This window comes from Achromobacter sp. (assembly GCF_057314935.1).
The window spans coordinates 9,155-35,727 of record NZ_DBHKZA010000066.1; the positions used below are offsets into that span (position 1 = coordinate 9,155).

The 26,573-nt window shown below is 68.5% G+C and carries 18 protein-coding genes; 12 read left to right on the forward strand and 6 right to left on the reverse strand.

Features of this window, described 5'->3' with window-relative positions; translation table 11 throughout:
• The 12 genes from ACO6D5_RS21915 to pdxK form a co-directional block, all read left to right on the forward strand.
• On the forward strand, positions 1–9,819 hold a 9,819-nt coding region (locus ACO6D5_RS21915), incomplete at its 5' end, for a filamentous hemagglutinin family protein (protein WP_485826508.1).
• Positions 9,820–10,136: 317 nt separating this feature from the next.
• On the forward strand, positions 10,137–11,774 hold the full coding sequence (locus tag ACO6D5_RS21920; RefSeq protein ID WP_485826509.1) for a ShlB/FhaC/HecB family hemolysin secretion/activation protein: 1,638 nt from the start codon (positions 10,137–10,139) through the stop codon (positions 11,772–11,774).
• A gap of 38 nt (positions 11,775–11,812) precedes the next feature.
• Positions 11,813–13,735: a DUF2341 domain-containing protein gene (locus tag ACO6D5_RS21925; protein WP_485826510.1), complete on the forward strand. Its 1,923-nt coding sequence runs from the start codon at positions 11,813–11,815 to the stop codon at positions 13,733–13,735.
• Between the two features lie 9 nt (positions 13,736–13,744).
• Positions 13,745–14,164, forward strand: a complete 420-nt coding sequence (locus tag ACO6D5_RS21930) for an ExbD/TolR family protein (RefSeq protein ID WP_006222018.1) — start codon at positions 13,745–13,747, stop codon at positions 14,162–14,164.
• Between the two features lie 17 nt (positions 14,165–14,181).
• Positions 14,182–14,895 carry a TonB C-terminal domain-containing protein gene (locus ACO6D5_RS21935; protein WP_485826511.1) on the forward strand — a complete coding sequence of 238 codons (714 nt, stop codon included), beginning with the start codon at positions 14,182–14,184 and terminating at the stop codon, positions 14,893–14,895.
• 37 nt (positions 14,896–14,932) lie between these two features.
• Positions 14,933–16,627 (forward strand): putative porin, encoded by a 1,695-nt coding sequence (locus tag ACO6D5_RS21940; protein WP_485826512.1) that lies wholly within the window; start codon positions 14,933–14,935, stop codon positions 16,625–16,627.
• A gap of 11 nt (positions 16,628–16,638) precedes the next feature.
• A complete protein-coding gene (locus ACO6D5_RS21945; protein WP_485826513.1) occupies positions 16,639–17,331 on the forward strand; it encodes a DNA repair protein in 693 nt (230 codons plus the stop codon).
• Positions 17,332–17,375: 44 nt separating this feature from the next.
• Positions 17,376–17,876, forward strand: a complete 501-nt coding sequence (locus tag ACO6D5_RS21950; protein WP_315526795.1) for a YbjN domain-containing protein — start codon at positions 17,376–17,378, stop codon at positions 17,874–17,876.
• Positions 17,877–17,948: 72 nt separating this feature from the next.
• On the forward strand, positions 17,949–19,007 hold the full coding sequence (locus ACO6D5_RS21955; RefSeq protein WP_485826514.1) for a peptidylprolyl isomerase: 1,059 nt from the start codon (positions 17,949–17,951) through the stop codon (positions 19,005–19,007).
• The gene (locus tag ACO6D5_RS21960; protein WP_485826515.1) at positions 18,943–19,440 is read left to right on the forward strand and encodes an MbcA/ParS/Xre antitoxin family protein; all 498 of its coding nucleotides are present in this window, start codon (positions 18,943–18,945) and stop codon (positions 19,438–19,440) included. The genes ACO6D5_RS21955 and ACO6D5_RS21960 overlap by 65 nt, the downstream gene beginning before the upstream one ends.
• Positions 19,437–19,946, forward strand: a complete 510-nt coding sequence (locus ACO6D5_RS21965; protein WP_485826516.1) for an RES family NAD+ phosphorylase — start codon at positions 19,437–19,439, stop codon at positions 19,944–19,946. Before ACO6D5_RS21960 ends, ACO6D5_RS21965 begins: the two co-directional genes overlap by 4 nt.
• 77 nt (positions 19,947–20,023) lie before the next feature.
• A complete protein-coding gene (gene pdxK, locus ACO6D5_RS21970; protein WP_485826517.1) occupies positions 20,024–20,887 on the forward strand; it encodes a pyridoxine/pyridoxal/pyridoxamine kinase in 864 nt (287 codons plus the stop codon).
• Between the two features lie 28 nt (positions 20,888–20,915).
• Here pdxK and cynS read toward each other — a convergent pair whose 3' ends face one another.
• The 6 genes from cynS to ACO6D5_RS22000 form a co-directional block, all read right to left on the reverse strand.
• Positions 20,916–21,359, reverse strand: coding sequence for a cyanase (cynS, locus tag ACO6D5_RS21975; RefSeq protein ID WP_485826523.1), 444 nt, complete (start codon positions 21,357–21,359; stop codon positions 20,916–20,918).
• A gap of 11 nt (positions 21,360–21,370) precedes the next feature.
• Entirely contained in the window at positions 21,371–22,165 is a 795-nt protein-coding gene (locus ACO6D5_RS21980) for an ABC transporter ATP-binding protein (RefSeq protein ID WP_485826518.1), read from the reverse strand.
• Positions 22,166–22,169: 4 nt separating this feature from the next.
• A complete protein-coding gene (ntrB, locus tag ACO6D5_RS21985) occupies positions 22,170–23,012 on the reverse strand; it encodes a nitrate ABC transporter permease (RefSeq protein ID WP_485826519.1) in 843 nt (280 codons plus the stop codon).
• A complete protein-coding gene (locus ACO6D5_RS21990) occupies positions 23,012–24,358 on the reverse strand; it encodes a CmpA/NrtA family ABC transporter substrate-binding protein (protein WP_485826520.1) in 1,347 nt (448 codons plus the stop codon). The genes ntrB and ACO6D5_RS21990 overlap by 1 nt, the downstream gene beginning before the upstream one ends.
• Before the next feature lie 135 nt (positions 24,359–24,493).
• Positions 24,494–25,132 (reverse strand): response regulator, encoded by a 639-nt coding sequence (locus tag ACO6D5_RS21995; protein WP_485826521.1) that lies wholly within the window; start codon positions 25,130–25,132, stop codon positions 24,494–24,496.
• Between the two features lie 8 nt (positions 25,133–25,140).
• The gene (locus tag ACO6D5_RS22000; protein WP_485826522.1) at positions 25,141–26,256 is read right to left on the reverse strand and encodes a sensor histidine kinase; all 1,116 of its coding nucleotides are present in this window, start codon (positions 26,254–26,256) and stop codon (positions 25,141–25,143) included.
• Between the last annotated feature and the right edge of the window lie 317 nt (positions 26,257–26,573).

Below are 26,573 nucleotides of genomic sequence, written 5' to 3' on the forward strand. Positions count from 1 at the left end.
GCCATGCCGTACCTGAATGGCGGCAGCGTGTCGCTGCGCAGCTCGCTGGATATGGATCTGCAAGCCGGCAGTGTGGTTGATGTGAGCTCGGGCGCCGCGCTGCGCGCCAAGGGCAAAGTCACCGGCGGCAAGGGCGGCAACGTGACCGTGGAAGCGGTGGCGGCCGGTACCGCCGCGGGCGGCCGGCTGGTGCTGGACGCGGAACTGCGGGGCTACGGTGTCGAAGGCGGCGGCACGCTGGCCGTGACGGCGGGCAAGGTCGTGCTGGGCGCCAAACCGTCTGACGCCGGCGATGACGTGCTGGCGCTGGCGGCGCCATTATTTCAGCAGGGGTTCTCGCGTTACGAGATCACTGGCAGCCGTGGCGCCTCGGTGGCCGAGGACATGCGCATCGACGTATCGATGCCGGTGTATCGCCCGGTGACCGGCGCGATCGGGCTGGCGACAGGCGCGCCGGCCCGCGCGGCATTGGAAACCTGGCAGCCGCCTGTCTACCTGCACGACCCCGTGGCAGGCACGGTGACGCGCCGCCGCGGCGCCAGCCTGTCGCTGCAAAGCGGCCGCAGCCTGTCGCTGCCGGGGGCGGACGCCGATGCGGCGTTGCTGGTCGGCCGTGGCGCGCAAATCAATGTGGACCCGGGGCAAGCGATCCAACTGCGCGGCGCAGGCCAGATCACGGTGCTGGGCGCGTTGACGGCGGCCGGTGGCAAGATCGATATCCGCCAACTGCGCATGGGCGACATCGATGTGGCGGAGTCCATCGAGACCGCAGCGGGCCAGGTGCATAACCGGTCGATCTGGATCGGCGAGCAGGCGGTGCTGAACGTGGCCGGCCGCGCGGAAACCGGTGTGGATGCGCAGGGCCGCCGCTATGGCGTGGCGGACGCCGGCGGGGTCATCGTGGTCGGCGGCGAGATCAATCATGACCGCGCCACGGCGACCTCGTCCGACGCTTACGTCATCATCCGGCCGGGCGCCGTGCTGGATGCGTCCGGTTCGAGTGCGACGGTGGACGTGAACGGGGTGGGTCCCTTGCAGCTGGACCGCAACGGCGGCCGTATCGCGCTCAGCTCCTACAACGGCCTGTTTCTGGACGGCACTTTCATCGCGCGGGCCGGCGGCGCAAGCGCCGCAGGCGGCGCCCTGGATATCGCGCTGGAAACGCCGCTGTACCGCAGCGCGGGCGATAACCCGTCCAGCATGGAGGTGCAGGTGCCTCGCGAGCTGGTAGTGGCGGCAGGCAAAGGCGACGCCTTGGCGTCCGACCTGAAACCGGGCGAGGCAGCCGACGCGCTGCGTTACGGACAGGCCCGACTGGACGTTTCGCGCCTGTTGGCGGGCGCGGGCTTTGATCAGTTGGGGCTGCTGTCCAATGGCTTGATGTCGTTTGACGGCGCGATCGATATCTCGCTCGGCCAAAGCCTGCGTCTGTACGCCGGCGCGTTTTCGCTGGCGCCGGACGCCGACGCGGCAACACGCGTGAACCTGGCGGCGTCGCAGCTGCGGCTGTCCGGGCCGGGCAAGTACACCGCCACCAACGGCGTGATCCGGCCGCGCGTGCTGTTCGGCGATGCGCCGTCGGTGGGGGCGGGCGTCTTCACGGTGCGCGCCGCCGATCTGCTTGAAGTGGGCAACAGCCTGTCGTTCGGCACCCAGGGCAGTATCAACCGCAGCGTGGGCGGCCTCTTGGCCGTGGCGCGGCCGGGCTTTGACCGGGTGACGCTGGAAAGCGGCGGCGACCTGCGCTTCTTGCTGCAGAACGACAGCGAGCCGCGCACCCGGCTGTGGACGCGAGGCGATCTGGACCTGATCGCCGCGCAGTTGTATCCGGTGACGGGCGCCGAGGCCGAGGTGCTGGCGGGCTATACCCGCAACCCGGTTTCCGGCGTCAATGTGTTCGATCCCGCCCGCGTGCTGCGCGTGGGTCGGTCGGGCGGCCTCACCGCGCCGCTGCCGGCCGTGCCGTATTCGGCGTTTGGCTCGCTGCGCCTGGCGGCGACCAACGTGGAGCAGGGCGGCGTGGTGCGTGCGCCGCTCGGCGCCATCGTCCTGGGCGACGTGAGTTCGGCGCTAGGCACGCAGCGCTTGACGTTGTTGCCGGGTAGCGTGACGTCGGTCAGCGGCGCGGGGCTGTTGATGCCCTACGGCGGCACGACTGATGGCGTGTCGTACAAGTTCAAGGGCGCGGAAGTCTCGCTGGTGGGCGCAGGCGGCGCCACCGGCTCAGGCGGCGGCGCATCGTTGCGCACGGGCATCACGCTGGGATTCCGCGATGTGGATGCGTTGCCGGGATCGGTGCTGGACCTGTCCGGCGGCGGTGAACTGACCGGTGCGGGCTTCGTGTCTGGACGCGGCGGCTCGACCGACGCGCGCTATTCCCCGCTGGTGCGCAACAATCCCAAGGGCGGCTTCACCTTGCCCGGGCTGGCGGCCAACCCGGTCTATGCCATCGTGCCGGGCGTGCAGCCGGGCTATGCGCCGTCCGGCGGCGAAGCCGGCGCCTCGGCCCCGGGCCTGGGGCAGCAAATAACGATCGGCGCAGGCGTGCCGGGCTTGCCGGCCGGCACCTATACGCTGATGCCGTCGACGTATGCGTTGTTGCCTGGCGCATTCCGAGTCGAAATCAATGCGGGTGCGACGGCAGGCGCGTCCATGGCGCCGGCGCAGATGCGCAATCTGTCGTGGGCGGCCAGCGGCACGCTGTCCACCGCCGGCACGCGGGTGGCAGACAGCCTGGCGACCCCGGTGATCCTGACGCCGGCCAACGTGCTGCGCACGTATTCGCAGTACAACGAGACCAGCTATGCCAGCTTTGTGCGTGCCGATGCGGGCACGCGGGGCGTGCCGCGCGCGATGCTGCCGGCCGACGGCCGCACCTTGCGTCTGGCGGTCCACGCCGGTTCGCAGGACGGGCAGGCGCTGCGCTTTGAAGGCCTGGCCGATTTCAAGCCCGCGGAGGGCGGATTTGGGGGCGCGGCGGCCCTCAGCGGCGGCAGCTCGAGCGTTGAGATCCTGGCGGCGGGCCAGGCGCCCACCGCAGGCTTTGCGGGCGCGTCGGTGCAGGCCGAAGCGCTGGCCGCGCTGGGCGCCAGCCGCTTGGTGATCGGCGCCCTGCCTGTGGTGATGTACGGCCAGGGCGGCCGCTTCTACACGTTCCAGGGCGGCGCCAACGATGTGGTGATGCGCGCCGGCGCGCAACTGGCAGCGCCCGAGGTATTGATTTCGTCACGGACCATCGAGCTTGAAGCGGGCGCCGGCATCTCGACGCTGGGCCGCGGCGCACCGTCGGTGGATTCGACCAACGGGTATGCGTTCGAACCCGGCAGCACGGGGTTGCTGGCCGTCTCCAACGGCCGCCTGGATGTGCTGGCGCCCGATGCGCTCGGCGCGGGCGCGATCCGCATCGGCACCTGCGCGGCGCAGTCCTGCGAAGGCGTGTCGCGGCTGTATTCCGAGGGCACGATCGCCGCGGCCACCAACGGCACCTTCGATCTGGGCGAGCAGGTGTCGTACGGCACGCGCAACCTGACGCTGGCGGTCGGGGCGATCAACGCGGGCACCGCCGATGCGCTGGCGCAGGCGGCCGCGCGCGGCGTGCTGCCCAACGGGCTGACGCTGAACCAGGGCATCCTGGGCCGTCTGCTGCGCGGGGACGCCAGCACCGGCGCTCCGGCGTTGGAGCGGCTGACGTTGACGGCGCGCGAGTCCATGAATTTCTACGGCACCGTCGCGCTGGATACGCGCGACCCGCTCACGGGCAAATACAGCCTGGCCACGCTGTCGCTGGGCACGCCGGCCATCTACGGCTACGGCGCTGCCGGCGACGAGGCCAGCATCCGCACCCAGAACCTGGTCTGGAACGGCGCCACGCAGGCGCCGGGGGCGGTGGCGGCAGGCGGGGCCGGCACGGGCCACGGTGTGCTGCGCATCGAGGCCGAACGCATCGAGTTCGGCTACGGCCAGGGGGCGCAGCCCAGCGGGCTGGACGACAACGGCCGCCTGGCGCTGGGCTTTGCCAGCGTCAATCTGAACGCCAGCGAACGCATCACGGCCAATCACCGTGGCAGCCTGGCGGTGTATGAATCGCAAGGCGGGTATGTCAGCGGCAGCGGCTACACCTATCTCGGCGGGAATCTCAACCTGAACACGCCGCTGTTGACCGGCCTGGCGGGGGCCGTGAACAAGATCACGGCCGGTGGCGACGTGCGCGTGGCGGCCGTGCCGGGCGCGCAGCCGGCAGCAGTACAGGAATTGGGCGCGGAACTGAGCCTGGCGGGCGCCAATGTGCGCGTGGACGGCGCCATCGTGCTGCCCAGCGGCAAGCTGACGCTGCAAGGCCGCGACAGCGTGGTGCTGAGCGGCACCTCGCAACTGGACGTGGCCGGCCGCGCCATCGCCTTCAACGACGTGTTGCGCTATAGCTGGGGCGGTGACCTGATCCTGGAAAGCAGCCAGGGCGGCATCCGGCAAGAGGCTGGCTCGGTGATCGATCTGTCGGCCAAGGAGAACAACGCGGGCAGCCTGCGGGCCGTGGCCTTGGCGGCAGCCGCGGGCCAGGTGGAGCTGCTGGGCCGCATCCTGGGCGCCAGCTCGGGCCACTACGACGCCGGCGGCACCGCGGTGCCGTACCGCGCGGGCAGCGTCGACATCCGCGCGCAGCGGCTGGGGGCGGCGGGCGGCTTGAATGCGGATTTCGACGCACTGAATCAACGCCTGAATGACGGCGGCGTGTTCGGGGCGCGCAGTTTCCAGATCAAGCAAGGCAGCCTGACGGTGGGCGACACGCTGCGCGCCAACGATGTCAATGTGTCGATTGACGGCGGCAGCCTGACGGTGGCGGGCCGGGTGGACGCCAGCGGCGAGCGGGTCGGCCGCATCCGCCTGGCGGCGCGGGACGGCCTGACGTTGGCGGGGTCGTCGGTGCTGGATGCGCACGGCACGGTGCTGCGCGTGGACAGCTACGGCAAGATCATCGACGCGCCGAACCGCGCGGTGGTGGAACTGAATTCAGGCCAAGGCGTGCTGACCCTGGCCGGCGGCGCGCGCATCGACCTGCGCCACGGCACCTCCGCCACGGGACAGCACGACGGCGTGCAACGCGGCACTTTGGAATTGCTGGCGCCGCGCATCGACGCGGCCGGCAACACGGAAATCAACGGCGGCGGGGCGCCGGGGGCCGCCGCCCGCTATGGCGACATCGCGATCGAGGCGCGCGGCCCGCTCGCGATCGACGGCGCCAAGTCGATCACGCTGACCGCCCTGCAACGCTATGACGATGCCGAGGCAGGCAACCCCGGCGACCGAGCCAACGGCCGCGAATACCAGATCATCAATCAGGCCTACCTGGATGCCAAGCACGACGACAGCACGGCCTTCATGGGCGCGGCGGTGGTCAATGGCAACCTGATCAACGGCAAGCTGGCAGGCCTGAACAACGCCGCGTATCGTGACGTGTTCCATCTGCGCCCCGGTGTGGAAATCGTCAGCAAGACCGCCGACGGCGATCTCGTGGTGCAGGGCGACCTGGACCTGTCGCGCTACCGCTACGCGGGCGTGAATCCGCGCTCGCCGCTGACGGGGGTATACGGCTCGGGCGAGGCCGGCGCGCTGATCCTGCGCGCCAAGGGCAACCTGGACGTCTACGGCAGCATCAACGACGGCTTCGCGCCGCCGGCCGCCACGCCGGACGACGAGCACGGCTGGGTGCTGACGCCCGGCGTGCAGCCGTTTGGCGGCGACGTGGTGTTGCCGCGCGGCGGTGTCACGCTTGCCGACGGCACCGAATTCCCTGGCGGCAAGACCCTGAACTATCCCTTGCCCCTGAAGGCCGTGAAACTGGCGGCCGGCACCCGCTTGCCGGTGGAGGCGGCGCTTGACCAGGAGCTGTCTCTCGCCAGCGGCACGGTGCTGTCGGGCGACGTGCGGGATGCGTCCGGCCAGTTGCTGTACGGCGCCGGCACGGTGCTGAGCCACGCGGTGGACCTGCCTGCCGGCACGCGCCTGGGGGCGGGCACGCTGCTGGCCGGCGGCACGTCGCTGCAGTCGTTCACCTGGCCCGCTAACGTGGCCCTGCCCAATTTGTACACCACGCAGGGCTATGAGCCGAACGTGCTGCTGATGGAAGGCACCATTACGCTCAAGCAAGGCGCGTTCATTCCGTCGCAGACCAAGCTGGTATTCCCGGCCGGGACCGACTATGTGGACCTGCGGCCGGACACGCCGGCAGACCAGCGGCGCAATTGGGCCGTGGCCCAGATGCTGCCGGCGGGCAGCCAGTCGTGGTCGGTGCAACTGGTGGCCGGCGCCGACCTGGACGCGGCCGATCCGCGCCGCGTGCTCGCCGGGCCGGCCGCCGGCAAGCTGACGCTGGCGGACACGCATTACAACGCCAGCCTGGTCCAGGGCGGCGGGTGGGTCTGGGGGCCGGACGCCGAGCAGTCAGGGTACGAGCCCGGCACGCCGGTGCCGGACGACATGGCATGGCTTTGCGACATCATCGAAGGATTCTGCGAGCGCGGTGACGCCAACGCGGTCTCGGTGACGCCGCATACGCAGAATTTCAGCGTGCTGCGCACCGGCACCGGTGATCTGGACCTGAGCGCGGGGGGCGATATCAGCCTGATGTCGGCCTATGGCGTGTACACCGCCGGCACGCAGTCCGCGAACATTGCGTCCGCCTATCAATTGCCGCGCGGGCGCTTCGGCGCCACGGTGCTGGGCGACGAGCATGCGGCGACGTATGAGCCGTTCGTGACCGCGGGCAGCGGTTACCAGGCCTGGTATCCCGAAGCCGGGGGCAACCTCAGCGTGTACGCCGGCGGCGCGTTGCGCGGCGACGCGTGGGGCCAGACGGCGCAAAGCACGTTCGATGCCCGCAGGGTGGATGCCAGCGTGGGCATCGGCAATTGGCTGTGGCGCCAGGGGACGGGAAGCGCCAACGGCGGCGATACGCCGACCGCATGGTGGATCAACTTCGGCAGCTACACCCGGGCGCCGTCGGACTTCAAGGACACCACGCCGTTGCTGGTGGGCTTTACCGGCTTTGGCGCACTGGGCGGCGGCAATGTCAGCGTGCGCACCGACGGTGATGCCGGCAACATCGAGTCGCGCGGTTCGCGCAGCAACCCGCGCAGCCAGGGTCTGGTCGTGGCGGTGGGCAGCACCGGCCGCATCGCGGCCGACGGCGGCATGACGTTGACCGGCGGCGGCGATATCGACCTGCGCATCGGCGGGGCGCTCAACCCCACGCAGAATGCCCGCGGCGCCGTGTCGTCGACCTCCGGGCCCACGCCGTACTACGGCGATCCCGCCATCGACATGCAAGGCGCGCTGATCAACCTGCGCGGCAATGTGCAGTTCGCGGGCGGCGCGATCGGCGGGCTGGATCTACGCTACGGCAGCCAGCCGGCCTTGCGCGACGCCAAGGACAGCCGCGGCTACGATCCCTATGAATCGTCGCTGGGCAGCGCCACCGGCGGATTGGCGCTGATTCCGGGCGACGCGGTGATCCGGCTGGACACGCGTGGCGACCTGGTGGTGGGCGGCGCCAGCGATCCGGGACGTGTCGCGCTGCAGAACAGCACGCCGTTCCGTTTGCGCGACGGCACGCAGATCGATGGCGGCGGCTACAGCTGGTTTTCGATGTGGACGGCCAACACCGCCATTGAACTGTCCAGCGCGGGCGGCAACCTGACGCCCAGCCGGCAGACGTCGCACAGCGGCCAGGGGCTGGCGTTGCAGACCGGCCGCAACACCTCCGCGTCGGATGCGCGCTATCTGTACCCTTCGATTCTGCGCGCCACCGCGTACGACGGCAGCATCTATGCGGGCGTCTCGGCCGGCTACCTGAACGCCGAGGACGGCGGCCTGCCTTATTCGCTGACGCTGGCGCCGGGCGCACGCGGCCAGCTCGAGCTGCTGGCGGGCAATTCGATCTACGCGGGCGGCTACGCCATCAACCGCTCGGGGGCCGATCCGGCCAGCGTGGCCAATGTGCTGGCGCCGGCGTTCGCGGGCTATACCTCGCAGGCCACCAGCGCGGTCACCTTGAGCAACCAGGGCGCCAACGGCATCGCCGGCGTTCGCAACGCGCACTTCCCGCTGTTCCACTTCGACGCGGCGACTGCCAGTGCCGTCGGGTCCGGCCAGGTTACGCGCCTGTATGCCCGCGATGGCGACATCGTGGGGCTGCGCAGCGGTGAAACGCTGGCCATCATCGCCGGCCCCAACCTGGGACAGACCTGGTACGAGGCGGCAGGCCCGGTGTGGATGATGGCTGGGCGCGACATCGTGGCGTCGGGCACCAATACCGGCGTGCAATTGAACGTGCCGACGACCAACGGCTACTACTTTGCCGCGGGCGTGGCCTCGGCCACCTCGTCGGGCAATCTGTTCCTGCACCGCGACGCGCTGGATGTGTCGCGGGTGTCGGCGGGCCGCGACATTCTCTACAGTTCGTTCCAGGTGGCCGGCCCGGGCTCGCTGGAAGTCACTGCCGGCCGCAATGTGCTGATGGGCGACCGGGCGTCCATCAACAGCCTGGGCGCGGTAATGCCGGGCGACCACCGCCCCGGCGCATCGATCGCCGTGCTGGCGGGCGTGGGCGCCAAGGGGCCGGATTACACGGGCTTCCTGGCGCGGTATCTGGATCCGGCCAACGCGGCGGACCCGAGCCGTCCGCTGGTGGACCAGGGCCTGGCCTTCAAGACGTACGAGGCGGAACTGCTGCTGTGGTTGACGCAACGCTACGGCTTTGCCGGCAGCACGGACGATGCGCGCGCTTATTTCGCCGCCTTGCCGGCGGAGCAGCAGCGCATCTTCGCCCGCCAGGTGTATTTCGCCGAACTGCGCGCGGGCGGACGGGAATACAACGACAAGTCCAGCCCGCGCGAAGGCAGTTACCTGCGCGGCCGCCAGGCCATCGCGGCGCTGTTCTCCGACACGGCGCCGGGCGCCTACGAAGGCGACCTGACGCTCTACGGCGGCGCGGGCATTCGCAGCACCTTCGGCGGCGATATCCAGCTGATGACGCCGGGCGGCAAGCAAGTGTTCGGCGTGGAAGGCGTTGCGCCGCCGGCCTCAGCGGGCATCATCACGCAGGGCGAGGGCAGCATCCAGCTGTACGCGCTGGGCAGCATCCTGCTGGGCCAAAGCCGCGTCATGACGACGTTTGGCGGCGGCATCACGGCGTGGTCGGCAGAAGGCGACATCAACGCGGGCCGCGGTTCCAAGACGACGGTGCTGTATACGCCGCCCAAGCGCGTCTATGACGCGTTCGGCAACGTGACCCTGTCGCCGAACGCGCCTAGCACCGGCGCGGGCATCGCGACGCTGGCGCCGTTGCCGGAGGTGCCGGCGGGCGACGTGGATCTGTATGCGCCGCTGGGCACCATCGATGCGGGCGAGGCCGGCATCCGCGTGTCGGGCAACGTGAACATCGCGGCCCTGCAGGTGGTGAACGCGGCCAACATCCAGGCGCAGGGCGACAGCGCGGGCGTGCCGGTCGCGGCGTCCGTCAACACCGGCGCGCTGTCCTCGGCCAGCGCGGCGGCCACCTCGGCGGTCAATGCGGCGCAGGATTCGGCCCAGCGCGCGCAGAGCCAGGCGCGCCAGAACCAGCCATCGGTGATCAACGTGCAGATCCTGGGATACGGCGACGAACCCGTGGCCGGCGCCGCCGCGGCACCGCAAGGCGGCCCATCGGCCTCTGCGCCGGCGTATGACGCCGCCAGCGCCGTGCAAGTGCTGGGCGCGGGTCCGCTCAATGCCCGCGAGGCCGGCGCCTTGCGGGAAGACGAACGGCGCAAGCTGACGATGTGACGGGACGCCGGCACGCCGCCGGCGGTCATCGCGCTGTCATGCAGCGGCCAGTATCCACTGGCCGCTTTTTTTTGCGCCTTGCATGCTAGCGCCGTCATCAGGCCCCGCCAGAATCCCCTCCGCGCAGCCGCCCCGATTCTTTTTCATGAAGTTTTTCTTACAACGCGCGGTCTTGGGCGCCCCAGTACGTCTAGTAACAAGCAGAAGCTGTGGACGCGGGATAGCAGGCAAAAACCGTAACGGGATTGTCGCGAAGCGCACGGCACGGCAGCGGCCGGTACCAACCGGTTTTCACACAAGGAACCGAGTGCATCGCTATGCATGATTTCGAAAGTAGGGGCAGCGCGTTGCGCGCCATATTGCGCCGCGCGCCGCAAGCCTTCGTTCTGACGGCCGCCATCAACGCGGCGTGGGCGCAAGCGGCGCCGGAAGCGGCCCCGGCTGCGGCCACGGCTACCGACGCGCGTCGCGTCAACATCAACGAGTACATCGTGCGCGGCAACACTGTGCTTGAAGCGCGCGACATCGAGCGCGCCGTCTATCCCTATCTGGGACCGGACCGCACGCTGGCCGACATCGAGTCCGCGCGCGAAGCCCTGCAGGCCATCTATCAGGACCGCGGCTACCAGTCGGTGTACGTGGACCTGCCTGAGCAGCAAGTCGCCGACGGCATCGTGTTCCTGCAAGTGTCCGAAACCAAGGTCGGACGCGTGCGGGTGGTGGGCGCGCAGCACTATTCCCCGCTGGCGATCCGGGACGAGGTGCCGGCACTGCAGGAGGGCCAGGTGCCCAACTTCAACCGCGCGCAAGCCGAACTGACCAGCCTGAACAAGGGCGCTACCCGCCAGGTCGTGCCGCTGGTGAAGGAAGGCCGCATGCCGGGCACGATGGACGTGGACCTGAAAGTCGAAGACAAGAGCCCCTGGCACGCCAGCGTGGGCCTGAACAACGACTACAGCGCCGACACCACGCGCTTGCGCAGCACGGCGTCGCTGGGCTACGACAACCTGTGGCAACTGGGCCACTCCGTCAGCCTGACGTTCTTCACCGCGCCGCAGGAAACCGATAACGCCAAGGTCTGGTCGGGCTCGTATTCCATGCCGCTCTCCAGCCGTTGGGGCCTGCAGTTCTCGGGCTACAAGAGCGACAGCAACGTCGCCACCATCGGCGGCACCAACGTGCTGGGCAAGGGCTATTCTTTCGGCCTGTCGGCCATCTACACGATGGAGCCGCAAGGCGACTGGAGCAATTCGCTGTCCATCGGTCTGGACTACAAGAAGTTCGACGAAGCCACGCGCTTCGGCGCCAACGAAGACCAGATCCCGATCAAGTACCTGCCGTTCACGCTGGCCTATAACGGCTACCGCTATTCCGAGTCGTCGCAAAGCAGCCTGGGCCTGTCCGTGGTGGGCGCCAGCGGCTCCTTCTTCAATCAAGGCAGCGGCTGGAAGGAATTCGACGACAAGCGCTACCGGGCCAGCCCCAGCTTCGCCTTGCTGCGCGGCGACGGCACGCACACACAGAACCTGTTCGGCGACTGGCAGCTGGGCCTGCGGGGCTCGTTCCAGCTGGCTTCCGGCGCCTTGGTATCCAACGAGCAGTTCTCGGCCGGCGGCGCGACCAGCGTGCGCGGCTACCTGGCCGCCGAGCGCACCGGCGATGACGGCCTCTTGGGTTCGGTCGAATGGCGCACGCCGTCGCTGGCCCGTTGGCTGGGCGCCAACGTCAACGAATGGCGCTTCTACGCCTTTGCCGACGCCGCCACCTTGCGCCTGCGCGACCCCATGCCCGAACAGGACGCGAGCTATTCGCTTGCCAGCGTCGGCCTGGGTACACGCCTGCAAGTGCTGGATTGGCTGTCCGGTTCGCTGGACTGGGGCTACCCGCTCAAGGACGGCCCCAACACCCGCAAACACGATCCCCGCCTGAACTTCAGCGTACGCGCCAGCTTCTGAGCGCACGCGACACCCGCATTCTTCCCGGAGTCTTGACCATGCAACGCTTATTGATGCTCCTACTGACCGTGCTGGCCGGCGTATTGCCGTCCGCCGCCAACGCCTGGTGGCAGCCCGACTGGCAGTACCGCAAGCAAATCACCGTCGACAGCACCGCGCAGGGCATGCCGCTGGGCGGCTCGGCCGGCCGCACGCCGCTGCTCGTGCGCCTGCACACCGGCAACTTCACTTTTGACGGTATCAACGAGAAGGGCGCCGACATCCGCTTCGTGGCGGCCGACGACCAGACCGTGCTGAACCACCAGCTGGAATCCTTCGACCCGTTGCTGGGCATGGCGCTGGTGTGGGTGGACGTGCCTGAGGTGGCCGATGGCCAGCGCCAGGACATCTGGATGTACTACGGCAACCAGAAGGCGCCGGCCTCGGCCAATGGGCAACTGACCTTCGACCCCAACTACACGCTGGTCTACCACTTCGACGGCGCGGCCGGCGCGCCGCCGCGCGACACCACCGCCTACAGCAACCACGGGCAGACGCCGACGGGCGCCGCCGTGGATGGCGTCATCGGCCGTGCCGCGCAGTTCACGGGCGCAGCCCCGCTGATGCTGCCCGCCAGCCCGTCGCTGGCCATTCCCGCCGCAGGCGCCTTCACGTTCAGCGCCTGGGTCCGCGCCGACCAGCCGGCCGGCGAACAATTGGTCTATGCCCGCCGCGACGCCGGCAACGCCTTGCTGATTGGTATCAACCAGGGCGTGCCCTTCGTGGAAGTGAACGGCCAGCGCAGCCAGCCCGGCCAGCCGCTGACGCCGGCCGCCTGGCAGCATCTTGCCGTGACGGCCGACGGCAGCCAGGTCCATCTGTACGTAAACGGCCGCGCCACCGCGTCGTTGGCCGCCAGCCTGCCGCCGCTTGGCACGACTGCCGCCCTGGGTGGCGACGTCCCCACGCCGGCCGCACCCGTGGCGCCTGCCGCCGCCCCGGCTGCGGACGGCACGGTGCCGGAGCAAGCCGCACCCGCCGCCCTCCCGCATCCGGTCTATGCCCCCTTCGTGGGCGCCATCGACGAAGTGCGCCTTTCCAAGGTGGCGCGTCCCGCCGCGCTGATCTATGCCGATGCAAGCTCGCAGGGGGCGGAATCGCGCCTGGTCGCCTACGGTGCCGACGAAGAGCAGTCGGGCTTTGGCTTCGGTGGCCTGGGCTTCCTGCTCAAGGCGGTGCCGGTCGACGCCTGGATCATCATCGGCGTGCTGGTGCTGATGATGGTGCAGTCCTGGATCATCATGATCAAGAAGAGCCGCAACGTGGCCCGCCTGGCGCGCGCCAATGAAGCCTTCCGGGAGTCCTTCGCCAATGTCGGCAAGCGCCTGGAGATGCTGGCCGACGACGCCGGCCTTGCGCAACGCGTGGAGCACGCCTCGCTGTGGCGCCTGTACCGTGTGGCGGTCAACGAGATCCGCACGCGCCGCGCCCAGGGCGCCGACACGACGTCGATCTCGGCGGCCACCATCGAAGCCATCCGCGCGTCGATGGACGCTGTGCGCACCAAGGAAAACCAGGCGCTGGGCGCCAAGCTGGGCTCGTTGTCCAACGCCATCGCCGGCGGCCCGTACATCGGCTTGTTGGGCACGGTGCTGGGGATCATGGTGGTGTTCCTGGGCACGGCCATGGCCGGCGACGTGAACATCAACGCCATCGCCCCCGGCATGGCCGCGGCCTTGCTGGCCACCGCGATGGGCCTGTTCGTCGCGATCCCCGCGCTGTTTGGCTACAACCGCCTGGTCTCGCGCAACAAGGAAGTCAGCGCCGACATGCGCGTGTTCGTCGACGAATTCGTGACGCGCCTGGCCGAAGTGCACGGCGAGACGCAGGCGCAGGAAGCCGCCCATCACCCCGCAATGCGTGCGCCGGCGGCCAGCCGCGCGGCCGCGCGCGATGCGCAACCCGCGCCCGCCGAGGCATAAGGAGCACCCATGGCTTCCGTATCCGCATCCCAGGACGATGACGACGACGCGCCCGTGGACGGCATCAACATCACGCCGCTGGTCGACGTGCTGATGGTCGTGCTGGTCATGTTCATCCTGACCGCCACGGCGCAGATCGCCGGCATCAAGGTCAACCTGCCCAAGGCCAGTTCCACCATGGCCTTGTCGCAGCCCAAGACCAAGGCGATTTCCGTCAACGACGCCGGCCAGGTTTTCCTGGACGCCTATCCGGTCACCTTGCCCGAGCTGGAAGACCGGCTGCGCACGGAGAAAGCGCTGAACCCCGACTTTCCGGTGATTGTGCGCGGCGACGCCGCCGTGCAGTACCAGAAGGTCGTGGAAGTGCTGGATCTGCTGCGCCGCCTGGAGCTTGCCCAGGTCGGCCTGGTTACCGGCAAGCCGCAATAGGGGCCGGGACCAACGTCATGCCGCAACACGCATCCGATTCCTCGCGCGTCCCGCATCCGGCGCGCCGCTGGCTGAAGCTGGCGGCCGTGGCGGTGGCCGCGGCGGTGGCGGCCTACGCGCTATGGCGCTGGGCCAACGACATGTCCGGCGTCCGGCGCGATGCGCCCAAGGTCACGGCCATCATCCCGTTGCCGCCGCCCCCGCCGCCGCCGCCCGAACCCGAGAAGCCGCCGGAGCCCGAGCAGCCCAAGGAAGAACCCGTGGCCACGCCCGAACCCGAGCCGCAGCCCACCCCTGAACCGCCCAAGCCGCAGGACGAGGCGCCGCCGCGTCCGGCCGACGACTTGGCCAATCCGATGCAGATCGACGGCGATGCGCAGGCCGGCAACGACGCGTTCAACATCGGCGCGGGGCAGGGCAAGGGCATGGCGGGCGGCGGCGGTGGCCGCGCAGGCAACGCCACGTATAGCCAGTACCTCGCCTACGCGCTGCAGAAAATCCTGCGCGAAGACGAGCGCACCCGCAATCTGACCTTCCGCCTGCAAGCCAACATCTGGCTCACGGCGTCGGGCCAGATCACCCGGGTCGAACTGACCCGCGGCAGCGGCGACGCCGACGTCGACGCGCGCGTGGTCGCCGCCTTGCGTGCCGTGCCGGGCCTGGACGAGCGCCCGCCGGCCTCGGCCAACATGCCCATCCGAGCGTCGCTGACCGGCCGCCGGCCGTCCTGAAAATCCCGAACAGACCTGATCCCGGAGTGACTAAAGAATGAAGTTCGAACTGAATCGGCTGGCGGCATCGCTGGCGCTGGCCGCGGCGAGTGCCGCCGCGCTGCCGGCCCACAGCGCCCCCGCGCCGTCCGAGAACGCCACCATCAACCTGATCCGCCTGCTGGTGCAGCAAGGCGTGCTCAAGCCCGAACAGGCCGACGCGCTGGTCGCGCAGGCCGAAGCCGAAGCCAAGACCGCGCGCCAGGCCACCCCCGACCGCGGCGCGGCCGTGGCGCAAGCCGGCGACGTGCGCGTGCCCTACATCCCGCAGACCGTGCGCGACCAGATCCGCGACGAGGTCAAGGCCGAGGTCATGGTGCAGGCCAAGGAAGAGAACTGGGCGCAGCCCAACACCTTCCCCGACTGGGTATCGCGCATCACGGTGGAAGGCGACGTGCGCGTGCGCGACGAGTCGCGCTTCTACAACGGGGGCAACAGCAACGAAATCACCGATTTCGCCAAGCTCAACGCCAAGGGGCCGTACGACGTCAACCCCAACACCAACGGCGGCTACCCGCCGATGCTGAACACGCGCGAAGACCGCCGCAACCAGCTGCGCATCCGTGCGCGCCTGGGCGTGCGCGCCGAACTCGCTGACGCGTGGACGGCCGGCATCCGGCTGGCCACCGGCAGCGACGACAGCCCGGTGTCGACTTCCCAGACCTTGGGCGGCGGCATGGGCAAGAAGGACATCTGGCTGGACCAGGCCTACCTGACGTACCGCCCCGCCAAGTGGGCCACGGTCACGGGTGGTCGTATCGCCAACCCGTTCGAATCGACAGACACGCTGTTCTCGAACGACCTGAATTTCGACGGGGTCGCCGCCATTTTCAAGCACCCCCTGGAAGGCCGCGACGTGACGCTCTTCGGCACGCTGGGCGGGTTCGCCACCGAATACGCGAACAACGGCTGGAACTCGTCGTCGATGACCGAAGGCAGCACCGAAAACAAGTGGTTGCTGGGCGCGCAGGTTGGCGCCGACTGGAAGATCAACAACCAGAACAGCCTGCGCGGCGCGCTGGCCTACTACCACTTCGACAATATCTCGGGCAAACGCTCCAGCTCCTGCTCGCCCTGGGCGGGCGATGAGAACTGCGACACCGACTGGTCGCGTCCGGCGTTCATGCAGAAGGGCAACACGCTGTTCCTGCTGCGCAACATCGCGCCCAATCCGCTCAATCCGGCCGATACGCCGCAGCCGCAGTACGTGGGCCTGGCGTCCAAGTTCGACTTGCTGGACCTGAACCTGCGTTGGGACACGCGCGTGTTCGACGGCCTGGGCCTGCGCTTGAACGGCAATTACATCCGCAACCTGGCCTACAGCAAGAGCAAGATGGCCAGCCGCTCGCAGGGCTACATCGTCAACAACTTCGGTGAGAACGGCGATATCGAGAGCGGCCCCAACGCCTGGATGCTGCAGGCCACGCTGGGCCGGTCGTATGACCTGAAGGAAAAGGGCGATTGGCTGGCTTTCGTTGGCTACAAGTACATCCAGCCGGATGCGCTGCCCGACGCGTTCAACGATTCGACGTTCCACCAGGGCGGCACGAACGCGCGCGGCTACTACATCGGCGCGGGCTACGCCTTCGAGAAGAACGTCTACGGCGTCTTCCGTTGGATGAGCACCAAGGAAATCTACGGTGCGCCCTTGGCCATCGACACGATGCAGTTCGAAATCAACGCCAGGTTCTAAAGGCCATGGACATGCACATCGTATGGGATGAAACCCGCCACTCGCCCTCAGCGGGTCGCGGTCGGCGGTTCGCCGCCGCTGTGGCCCTGTGCGCGGCCGGGCTGAGCCTGGCCGGCGGCGCGCAGGCCGAAAGCATGGAAGAGCGCCTGCGCGCCCAGCTGCGCAGCACCACGCAGCAGTTGCAGCAGTTGCAAAGCGAGCAGGCGCAGGTCAACGCGGCGAAAGCCGCGGCCGAAGCGCAGCGCGACGCCGCGCAAAAGGAGCTGGAGTCGCTGCGCGGGCAACTGGCCAAGAGCCGCGGGCAGGCCGAGAAGCTGGCCGAGCAGCAGGGCGCGGTGATGGAAAGCGCCCAGGCGCAAATCGCGGCCAGCCATGCGCAGCTGGGCAAGTTCAAGGGCGCGTACGACGAGCTCTTGGCGCTGACGCGCGCCAAGGAGACGGAACGCCAGACGCTGGCCCGCAACCTGGCGCAGCGCGACGAGGAGGTCAAGGTTTGCGTGGCCAAGAACCGCGACATGTACGAGGCGGGCAAGGAAATTCTTACCGCCTATGAACGCATCAGCACCGGCGACATTCTGGCGCTCAAGCAGCCCTTCGCGGGCAAGGCGCGCGTCAAGTTCGAAGAGCAGGCGCAGGCGTATGGCGACAAGCTGTACGACGCGCAGGTGCCGCGGAGTCAAGCGGCTGCAACGTCCAACCCGTAGTCTGTCCCCCGATTGCCATTTTTCTTTATCCAGGAAATACCGAAATGACCGAAACCAGCCTGATTCTCGACGTGAACGCCGAACGCCTGCAGGCGCTGCTGCAATCCTTGGGCTACCGCGTGACCTTGTCCGAACAGAACGGCATGGTCCAGTTGCTGAGCGCCAGCCAGGGTGTGGGCTTTGCCGCCCGCCTGGGCAATCCGGCCCAGCAGGAAGGCCACTATCTGGACTACACGCTGAGCTGCGCGCTGCGGGTGCAAGGCGAGCTGCCGGCCGGCCTGGCCGACCGCTGGAACGTGGAAAAGCGCTTCGCCCGCCTGTCGGTGCAGGGCGTGTTCCTGGTGCTGGAGCTGGACGTGATCGTGGCCGGCGGCGTGTCCGAGAACTATCTGCGCGCGACTACCGAACTGTGGGATCGCCTGCTGCAGGAATTCCTGCTGTTCCTGCGCGCCAATGCGTCGGCCCAGGAGGTTGCCGCTGACGCCCCCGCCGAAGCGTCGCAAGACGCCGAGGCTGAGACGGCCGATACGACGGTTGCCGCGTAACGCGCCCCCGCTGCGCGCCGCCGGATGCATAGGTGTCCGGCGGCGCGCTGATGCCATACAGAGGTTTCCATCATGACCAAGACCCTGAGCGCTTCCAACCGGCTGCGTCTGACAGCCGCGGTGCTGTTCATTGCCGTGCTGGCCGGCGCCATCGCGCTGATGCGCGGCAAAGACGCCCAAAGCAGTGAAACCGCGCCGCCCAAGACGGTGGCGTCCGCCACCCCGTCTGCAGCGGCATCGGTCAGCGCACCTGCCGTGCCCGCCAGCCGGCCGCCCGCGATCGCCACGCTGGGCGCGGTCCAGGTCGACCGCGAGGAACTGCTGCGCCAGTTGCAGACGATGCCGCCGCAGGCGCGCGAGCAGTTGAAGGAAAACCGGACGGGGCTGGACCAATGGCTGCGTGCCCGCCTGGCCGAGAAGGCGTTGGTCGAGCAGGCGCGGGCGCAAGGCTGGCAGGACAAGCCGGAACTCAAGCGCGCGTTCCAGGCCGCGCAGGAAAGGATCGTGCTGCAAAGTTATCTGGAGTCTGTCAGCCGGGCGCCGGACGACTATCCGGGCCAAGCCGATCTGCAAGCCGCCTATGAGCGCGCCAAGCCGCAGTTGGCGGTGCCGGCCGAATACCGGGTCAGCCAGATCTTCCTGCCCGCGGCGCTGGGCGATGCCGACGCCGTCGCGGCGGCACGCAAGCAAGCGCAGGACCTCGTCAAGCGGGCCCAGGCGCCCAAGGCCGATTTCGCGGCGCTGGCGCAGAGCTACTCGCGCGACGACACCTCGCGCGCACAAGGCGGCGACATCGGGTTTGTGCCACTGACGCAGTTGATGCCCGAGATGCGTCCGGTGATCGAGCAGATGAAAGAGGGCGAGGTGTCGGCGCCGGTGCAGTCGGCGGCGGGGTTCCACATCCTGAAGCTGTCCGCCTTGCGCGCCGCCAGCGTCACGCCATTCGATCAGGTGAAAGAAGCGCTGCGCGCCGCGCTGCGCTCCCAACGTCAGGAACTGGCCGCGCGGGCCTATCTGGAGGGCTTGTTGAATGCCGGTACCGTCAGCATCGATGGCGCGGCCCTCAATGCCGCGTTTGAACAAACCGCGGCCGCCCCGGCGGTCAACCCGGCCGTCGCCCGGGCCCCGTGACGCGACGGCGGCGCAGCTTGCCCCGGCCATTGGCCGGCGGCTGGATGCCCGGCTGAAGCTGGCGCTGGGCAACGCCCAACCGCCCGCCAGCTTGCAGTCCGCCGGCGCGCTGCTGCAGGCGTTGCGGCAGACGTATCCCGATGAACTGGGGCGCTGGTTTCCGCTGGTGCCCGAACTGGCCCCAACGCGCGCCCGGGACGCGTCTCGCGAATTGGGGCTGGACTTGTCGGACTTGCGGGTGCTGTACCGGGCGTTGCGGGTGACGTGGCTGGCCGAACTGGTGTTCGGCGGCCGCGATCAGGCGCGCCAGTGGTTGTGCAGCCCCAAGCGGCGCCTGCTTGGACGGGTGCCCTTGTCGCTATGCCAGCATGGGCGGCACGCCGTGATGATCGAACAATGGCTCGTCAATATCGATGAAGGAAACGGCCCATGATTGCGCTTTGGCGCTTGAGCAATAGCCAGGACCTGCAGCCGCGGGCCCGGCCGGCGGGCCGCTGGCATGGCGCGGGCGCGCCGGTGGTGGTGCTGGACGCGAATCCGGCTGCGGCCGTGTTTGCCCGGCTGGCTTTGTCGGAGGTGGGGCATCCGCGGGCCTTGCCCAGCCATTATTTCCTGTTGGAGGTGCTGGCGCCGGACGATGCCGTCAGTGATGCCGACCCGCCCTTGCACTGGGAGACCGACCTGCCGGTGACTCGGGCGGTCGGCAATGCCTGGCTGGCGCGCGGCGACACCTTGCTGCTGCGGGTGCCGTCGCCGGCGGGCGGTTTCCAATACCTGCTGAACGCCGCCCATCCGCAACTGGCGCAATGCCAGATCGTGTCGTCGGTGGCGTATCCCTATGCGCCGCACCTGGCGGGCATCGCGGACGCGGTGATGGACGGCGCGGGGTGGCTGGTGGCGGCTGGCCGGGAGGGCGGCCGGGATAGCGGACGGGACTAGGTCCGATTAAGGCCCTAGAATGAGGCACAGCCGGCGTTGCGCCGGCTTGCAACCCGTTCCCCTCAGGAGCCCGCCGTATGACCGCAATCTCCGCTGCCCCCGCGCCGGGCGCAGCGTTGCCCGCCTACACCGCGCAGGTGGACATCGTTTCCATCCAGTCCCAAGTCGTCTACGGCTACGTCGGCAACAACGCCGCCATGCCGATCTTCCGCCGCGCGGGCCTGCGGGCCATCGCGGTGCCCACCGTCATCTTGAGCAACACGCCGCACTATCCGACGCTGCATGGCGGCGCGGTGCCCCTGGATTGGTTCGAGGGGCTGTTGCAGGGGCTGGACGAGCGCGGCGTGACCAACGTGGCGCGCGCGGTCGTCTGCGGCTACCTGGGTCAGCCGGGGCAAGCGGACTTGTTGGCGCGCTGGCTGCCGACGGTGCGCGCGGCGCGCCCGGACTTGCGCGTCCATATCGACCCCGTGATGGGCGACCGCAACGACGGCCTGTATGTTGACGCCGGCCTGGTCGCGCAATACCGCGACCTGCTGGTGCCGCTGGCCGACGGCATGACGCCGAACCATTTCGAACTGGAACTGCTGGTGGGCCGCCCTCTGGCGTCGATCGAAGACGTGGTGCAGGCAGCGCGCGAACTGATCGCGCAAGGGCCCGAATGGATCGTCGTGACCAGCGCCGCCCCGATGGCGGCGGCCCCCGGCACCTTGCAGCTGGCAGTCGTGACGCGGGAAAAGGCCAGCGTGGTGACCCACCCCGAGATCGCCATTCCGCCGTCCGTGCATGGCACGGGCGACGTGTTCATGGCCAGCCTGACGGCCAAGCTGCTGACCGGGCAGGACCTGCCCGAAGCGGTGCGCGAGGCCGCGGCCCGGGTCACGGCAACGCTGGAGCGGACCCGCGAACTGGCCTGGGAAGAACTGGCGGTGGAAGACTAGGACCAGGCCCCGGATGGGGCCTGCGCCATCAATATGTCTTGTACGGCAGGAACTTGCCGCTCATGACGATCTGCACGCGGTCGCCTTTGGGATCGGCCTCGCGCGACAGGTCCATCTTGAAGTCGATGGCGCTCATGATGCCATCGCCGAACTCTTCATTGATCAGCGCCTTGAACGTGGTGCCGTAGACGCTGATCAGTTCGTAGAAGCGGTAGATCAGCGGATCCGTCGGCACCGACGTCGGCAAGGAGCCCTTGTAGGGCACCACTTGCAGTTGCACGACGGCGGCCTCGGGCAGGTCCAGCACGCGCGCCGCGGCCAGGGCCTGTTCCTCGGTCAGCGTCATCTGGCCCAGCAGCGCGGCCGTGGTCCATTCCTTGCTCTGGCCGACGGCTTCGGCGATGGCGGTCCACGTCAGCTTCTTTTCCAGCTTGCGGGTGACGACCAGTTCGGTGACTTCAGCGCGGGACATCATGATGGGATTCACTCCTTGTGGGATGCCTTGTCGACCAGGAAGTCGACGAGATGGTTGCGGATTTCGTAGTAGCGGGGCTCGTGGTGCAGGCTGGCCCGCGTCCGGTCGCGCGGCAGGTCCACGCTGACGGATTCGGCGATGCGGGCATAAGGGCCCGCGCTCATCAGCAGGATGCGGTCCGACAGCAGGATCGCTTCGTCCACGTCGTGCGTGATCATGAATACGGTCTGGCGGGTTTCCTGGACAATGCCGCGCAGCTCGTCCTGGATGGTGCCGCGGGTCAGCGCGTCCAGCGCGCCGAAAGGCTCGTCCAGCAACAGCATCTTGGGCTGTATCGCAAAGGCGCGGGCAATGCCCACGCGCTGCTTCATGCCGCCCGACAGCTCGCAGGGCTTCTTGCCGGCCGCTTGCGCCAGGCCCACCATATCAAGATACCGCAGGCTGTGTTCGCGCACTTGTTCGCGGCGATATGCCGGCCAGCGCGAGCGCACGCCGAATTCCACGTTTTGCAGCGCGGTCAGCCACGGCAGCAGCGCGTGCGCCTGGAATACCACGCCGCGTTCCAACGACGGCCCGGCGATCTGGCGGCCGTCCATGATGACGATGCCCTCGTTGGTGTCGTCGATGCCGGCCAGCACATTCAGGATGGTCGTCTTGCCGCAGCCGGAATGGCCGATCACGCAGACGAACTGGCCCTGTTCGATCGTGAAATCGATGTTCTCGAAGACGGGCGGCTGGGGCTGCCCGTTGCGTCCCGGGTAGCGCTTGCCCAGGCCTTGCACTTGCAGGAAAGCTTGGCTCATGGCGTCATTCCCGATAGCTGACCAGCCGCGCGGCGCGCGCCAGCAGGGTGTCCAGCAGCATGCCGATCAGGCCGATGAAGAAGATGGCGCAGATGATGTTCGCAATGGACAGGTTATTCCATTCGTTCCAGACGAAGTAGCCGATGCCGGTGCCGCCGATCAACATCTCGGCGGCCACGATCACCAGCCAGGCGATGCCCACCGAAATGCGCATGCCCGTCATGATGGTGGGCGCGGCGGCGGGCAGGATCACCTGCAGGGCGGTACGCAGGCGCGACACCTCAAGCGTGCGCGCCACGTTCAGCCAGTCCTGCCGCACGGCGCCCACGCCGAAGGCGCTGTTCACCAGCATGGGCCACAGCGAGCAGATGAAGATGACGAAGATGGCGGATGTGTCAGCGTCCTTGATGGTGTAGAGCGCCAGCGGCATCCAAGCCAGCGGCGAGATCGGCTTGAGCACCTGGATGAACGGGTCGAAGGCGCGGTAGACGGTCTTGGACATGCCGATGAGAAAGCCCAGCGGGATGGCCGCGAGCGCCGCCAGCCCGAAGCCCGTCAGCACGCGCGCCACCGAATAGGCGAGTTGCACGCCGATGCCCTTGTCGTTGGGGCCGCGGTCGTAGAAGGGGTCTTTCAGGTGCTGCCACAGTTGCGCGCCGACGTCGGCGGGGCCGGGAAAGGGCGTCTTCGAGCCGCTGGCCGCGGCATTGCCGACCAGCGCGGCGTAGGCCGGGTCTACCGCCGCGCCCCCCGTGTCGGGGCGGGTGGCGACGTGCCACAGCAGCAGGAAAGCCAGGAACAAGGCGACGGACAGGAACGTCGCCCGCCAGTGTTGCACGGACCGCATCAGGTCCTCCGGATCTTGAAGCCGGCCAGATAGGCCTCGGGTTGGGCGGGGTCGAAGGGCTTGCCCATGACGCTGAAGGTCTTGGCCGTTTCGGCGGGCGGGGTCAAGCCGGCTTCGCGCATCAGGCGCACGGCGTCGGTCGCCAGGAAGACGTCGCTGGCCACTTTCTGGTAGTCCACATCGCCCTTGATCTGGCCCCAACGCTTCATCTGCGTCAGGATCCATACGGCGAAAGACTGCCAGGGCATGGGATCGAAGTCGATGCGGTTGGGATCGCTCAGCACCTTGCCCAGCCCGTCGGCGTAGGTGCCGGTCAACACCTGTTCCACCACCGTGACCGGCTGGTTCAGGTAATTGGGCGCCGCGATGGCGGTGGCGATTTCCTTGCGGTGCGCCGGATTGCGGGCGTAGGCGGTGGCTTCGATGATGGCTTTCAGCAAGGCCTGGTAGGTGTTGGGCATCGTGGTCACGAATTCCTTGCTGGCAGAGAACGCGCAGCAAGGGTGGCCGTCCCAGATCGCCTTGGACAGTGTGTGGATGAAGCCCACGCCGTCATATACCGCGCGCTGGTTGACGGGGTCGGGCGCGAGGAAGCCGTCGATGTTGTCGGCGCGCAGGTTGGCCACCATTTCGGGAGGGGGCACGGAGCGGATCTGGACGTCGGTGTCGGGGTCCAGCCCGTGTTCAGCCAGGTAGTAGCGCAACAGGTAGTTGTGCATGGAGTAGTCGAACGGCACGGCGAACTTGAAGCCTTTCCAGTCCTTCGGGTCGCGACGGTCCTTGTGCTTCATCGACAGGGTGATGGCCTGGCCGTTGATGTTCTCGACGGCAGGCATCGTCCATGGCACGGCGCGGCTGGCGCCCACGCCCATCGAGATCGCCAGCGGCATCGGCGACAGCATGTGCGCGGCGTCATACTCGCCCGACATGGCCTTGTCGCGGATCAACGCCCAGCCGGCCGTCTTCACCACTTCCACGTCCAGGCCCTGCTTGGCATAAAAGCCCATGGGGTGCGCCATGATGATGGGCGTGGCGCAGGTGATGGGGATGAAGCCGACTTTCAGCTTCTGCTTCTCCAGCGGGCCGGCAGATTGCGCGAAGGCTTCGCGGGCGGCAGCCAGCGGAAAGATGGACGCGATGGCCGCCATTGCGGTGCCGCTGCCCACCGCGCGCAGGAAGCGGCGGCGCAGCGCATCCTGCGGGAAGAGCGCGCGCATCACCGCCTGCTCGACGGCGTTGTCCGTGGCGGATTGCCGGGCGGCGTCATGTTCGGCTTGCGAGGCGTGGCGGCCGCAAGCGCAGGCAAGGCGGGTGTCGGCGTCGAACGGATTGCTGAATAGGGACATGGGATGGCTCCGGCCAGACTGGGTTGGAGCCATCATGGGGCCGGCCGCGCGGGGCCGGTATCCCGGGTTCGACGATATGCGTGTAGTGCCTTTACTACGCGGTGCGGGCCGTGCGCCGCGCTGGTGCGCGCACGGCTATGGCGCACCCAGCTGGTGCGTGTTGGCGTAGGCCACCAGCTCCACCAGCGTGCGCACGCCGAGTTTTTCGAAGATGCGGCTGCGGTAGGTGGAGATCGTGTTGACCGACAGCGCCAGCTGTTCGCCGATGGCCGATACCGACCTGCCGGCCACCAGCAGCTGCAATACCTGGAATTCGCGGTTGGACAGCAGCTCGTGCGGCAGGCGGGAGCTGTCCTGGCGCACGGTCTGGGCCAGCAGTTCGGCCACGGCGGGCGTGACGTACATCTTGCCGGCGGCGGCGTTCGCGAGGGCGGCCAGCAGTTCGTCGGGGTCGCAGCCCTTGTTCAGATAGGCGTGGGCGCCGGTGCGCAGCGCACGCACGGCGAACTGCGTTTCGGGGTAGACGGACAGCATCACGACGCCCAGCGCGGGGTAGTCGGCGCGCACGGTCTTCAGCACGTCCAGGCCGTCGCGTTCACCCAGCGCCACGTCCAGCACCATGGCGTCGTAGCGTGCCTGGCGCAGGGCGCGCAAGGCGGAGGGCGCGTCGGCGGCTTCGTGCACAAGGGCCACGCGCGGATCCTCTTCCAGGATGCGGGCCAGGCCACGGCGGATGATCAGGTGGTCGTCGACGATAAGCAGGTTCAGGGCCATGTCTGGTGTCAGGGTGGGTTGAGGCGCAGGCGGGCGCGCATGCCGGCCCCGGGGGCGCTGTCCAGCGCCAGGTCGCCGCCGATGCCGCGGGCGCGCTCGCGCATGCCCAGGATGCCGAAGGTGCGGGGCGCTTCGGGCAGCTGCATGCCGATGCCGTCGTCTTCCACGGTCAGCAGCAGGCCGTCTTCGCTCCAGGCGGCGCTGACGCTGACGCTGCGGGCGCGGGCGTGGCGCTGCACATTGGTCAGCAGTTCCTGGACGATGCGGTAGACGGCGATTTCGGCGTTCCGGTCCAGGCGCCGGCGTTCGGTGTCGGGCGGGCACAGGTAGCGGCATTGCAGGCCTGTGCGGGCCTGCAGATCCTGCAGCAGCGTTTCCAGCGCGGCCCACAGGCCAAGGTGGTCCAGGACGACGGGGCGCAGGTCGCTGAGGATGCGGCGGGTGGCGCCCATCGCGATCTGGGTGACTTCCAGCATGCGGTCGACGTGGGTCTGCAACGCGGGCGTGGCGCCCAGTTGGCGGCGCAGCCAGTTCAGGTCCAGCTGCAAGGCGGTGAAAGACGCCCCCAGGTCATCGTGGATGTTGCGGGCGATGTGGGCGCGTTCTTCTTCGCGCAGGCTGGACAGGTGCGAGGACAGGCGGCGAAGCGAATCGTGGGCGTCGCTGAGTTCCGCGGTGCGTTCGCCGACGCGGCGTTCCAGTTCACGTTCGATGCGCTTGCGGTCGGTGATGTCGGAGAAGGTGACGACGGCCCCGACGACTTCTTCGTCGTTGAGGATGGGGTAAGAGGCGTATTGGGCGTCGAAGCAGGAGCCGTCGCGCCGCCACAGCACTTCGTCGTCGACGCGTTCGCCTCGGCCTTCGCGAAACGCCCGGAAGATGCGGCAGTCGTGGACGGGCATCAGGGCGCGGTTGGCGTGGGAGTGATGGATCAGGTAGTGCATGTTGCGGCCGACGACTTCGTCGGGGGTGTAGCCGAGCATGGCGGCGCCGGGGCCGTTGATGAAGATGCAGCGGCCGCGCAGGTCGATGCCGTAGATGCCTTCGCCGGCGGATTCCAGCAGCAGTTCCAATTGCCGGCGCCAGGCGGCGTGGTGCGAGAGGTGATTCAGGTCGGCGAACATGGCTTTGCTTTTTCCCGGGGGATGTTCCCCGGCCCCTTGCGCCGTTTTTTTTGCGCGTGCTTTTTTGGGGGAAGTTTACGGGAGGCTTGGGGTGGTGCGGGGGGGATGCGGGAAATCCCTTTGGAGACTGCTGCTGTTCGCTTGTTGCTTGCCCGCTACCAACTGCCAACTGCCGGTGTTGTTTGGTGCCTGTTGGTGCCTGTTGGTGCCTGTTGGTGGCGGGTGTTGGTTCTTTTGGAGCCCGGGGCGGCGGCGGCCTGGGGGCGCGGGTCAACGATTGCGGTCCGGAGCCTTCGCTCCGGACTGCCCCTGCGTCA

Bases quoted from the DNA above. Each gene is read 5' to 3' on its own strand.
- ACO6D5_RS21920 (WP_485826509.1), top strand. From the start codon at position 10,137: ATGCATGATTTCGAAAGTAGGGGCAGCGCGTTGCGCGCCATATTGCGC.
- ACO6D5_RS21925 (WP_485826510.1), top strand. From the start codon at position 11,813: ATGCAACGCTTATTGATGCTCCTACTGACCGTGCTGGCCGGCGTATTG.
- ACO6D5_RS21930 (WP_006222018.1), top strand. From the start codon at position 13,745: ATGGCTTCCGTATCCGCATCCCAGGACGATGACGACGACGCGCCCGTG.
- ACO6D5_RS21935 (WP_485826511.1), top strand. From the start codon at position 14,182: ATGCCGCAACACGCATCCGATTCCTCGCGCGTCCCGCATCCGGCGCGC.
- ACO6D5_RS21940 (WP_485826512.1), top strand. From the start codon at position 14,933: ATGAAGTTCGAACTGAATCGGCTGGCGGCATCGCTGGCGCTGGCCGCG.
- ACO6D5_RS21945 (WP_485826513.1), top strand. From the start codon at position 16,639: ATGCACATCGTATGGGATGAAACCCGCCACTCGCCCTCAGCGGGTCGC.
- ACO6D5_RS21950 (WP_315526795.1), top strand. From the start codon at position 17,376: ATGACCGAAACCAGCCTGATTCTCGACGTGAACGCCGAACGCCTGCAG.
- ACO6D5_RS21955 (WP_485826514.1), top strand. From the start codon at position 17,949: ATGACCAAGACCCTGAGCGCTTCCAACCGGCTGCGTCTGACAGCCGCG.
- ACO6D5_RS21960 (WP_485826515.1), top strand. From the start codon at position 18,943: ATGCCGCGTTTGAACAAACCGCGGCCGCCCCGGCGGTCAACCCGGCCG.
- ACO6D5_RS21965 (WP_485826516.1), top strand. From the start codon at position 19,437: ATGATTGCGCTTTGGCGCTTGAGCAATAGCCAGGACCTGCAGCCGCGG.
- pdxK (WP_485826517.1), top strand. From the start codon at position 20,024: ATGACCGCAATCTCCGCTGCCCCCGCGCCGGGCGCAGCGTTGCCCGCC.
- cynS (WP_485826523.1), bottom strand. From the start codon at position 21,359: ATGTCCCGCGCTGAAGTCACCGAACTGGTCGTCACCCGCAAGCTGGAA.
- ACO6D5_RS21980 (WP_485826518.1), bottom strand. From the start codon at position 22,165: ATGAGCCAAGCTTTCCTGCAAGTGCAAGGCCTGGGCAAGCGCTACCCG.
- ntrB (WP_485826519.1), bottom strand. From the start codon at position 23,012: ATGCGGTCCGTGCAACACTGGCGGGCGACGTTCCTGTCCGTCGCCTTG.
- ACO6D5_RS21990 (WP_485826520.1), bottom strand. From the start codon at position 24,358: ATGTCCCTATTCAGCAATCCGTTCGACGCCGACACCCGCCTTGCCTGC.
- ACO6D5_RS21995 (WP_485826521.1), bottom strand. From the start codon at position 25,132: ATGGCCCTGAACCTGCTTATCGTCGACGACCACCTGATCATCCGCCGT.
- ACO6D5_RS22000 (WP_485826522.1), bottom strand. From the start codon at position 26,256: ATGTTCGCCGACCTGAATCACCTCTCGCACCACGCCGCCTGGCGCCGG.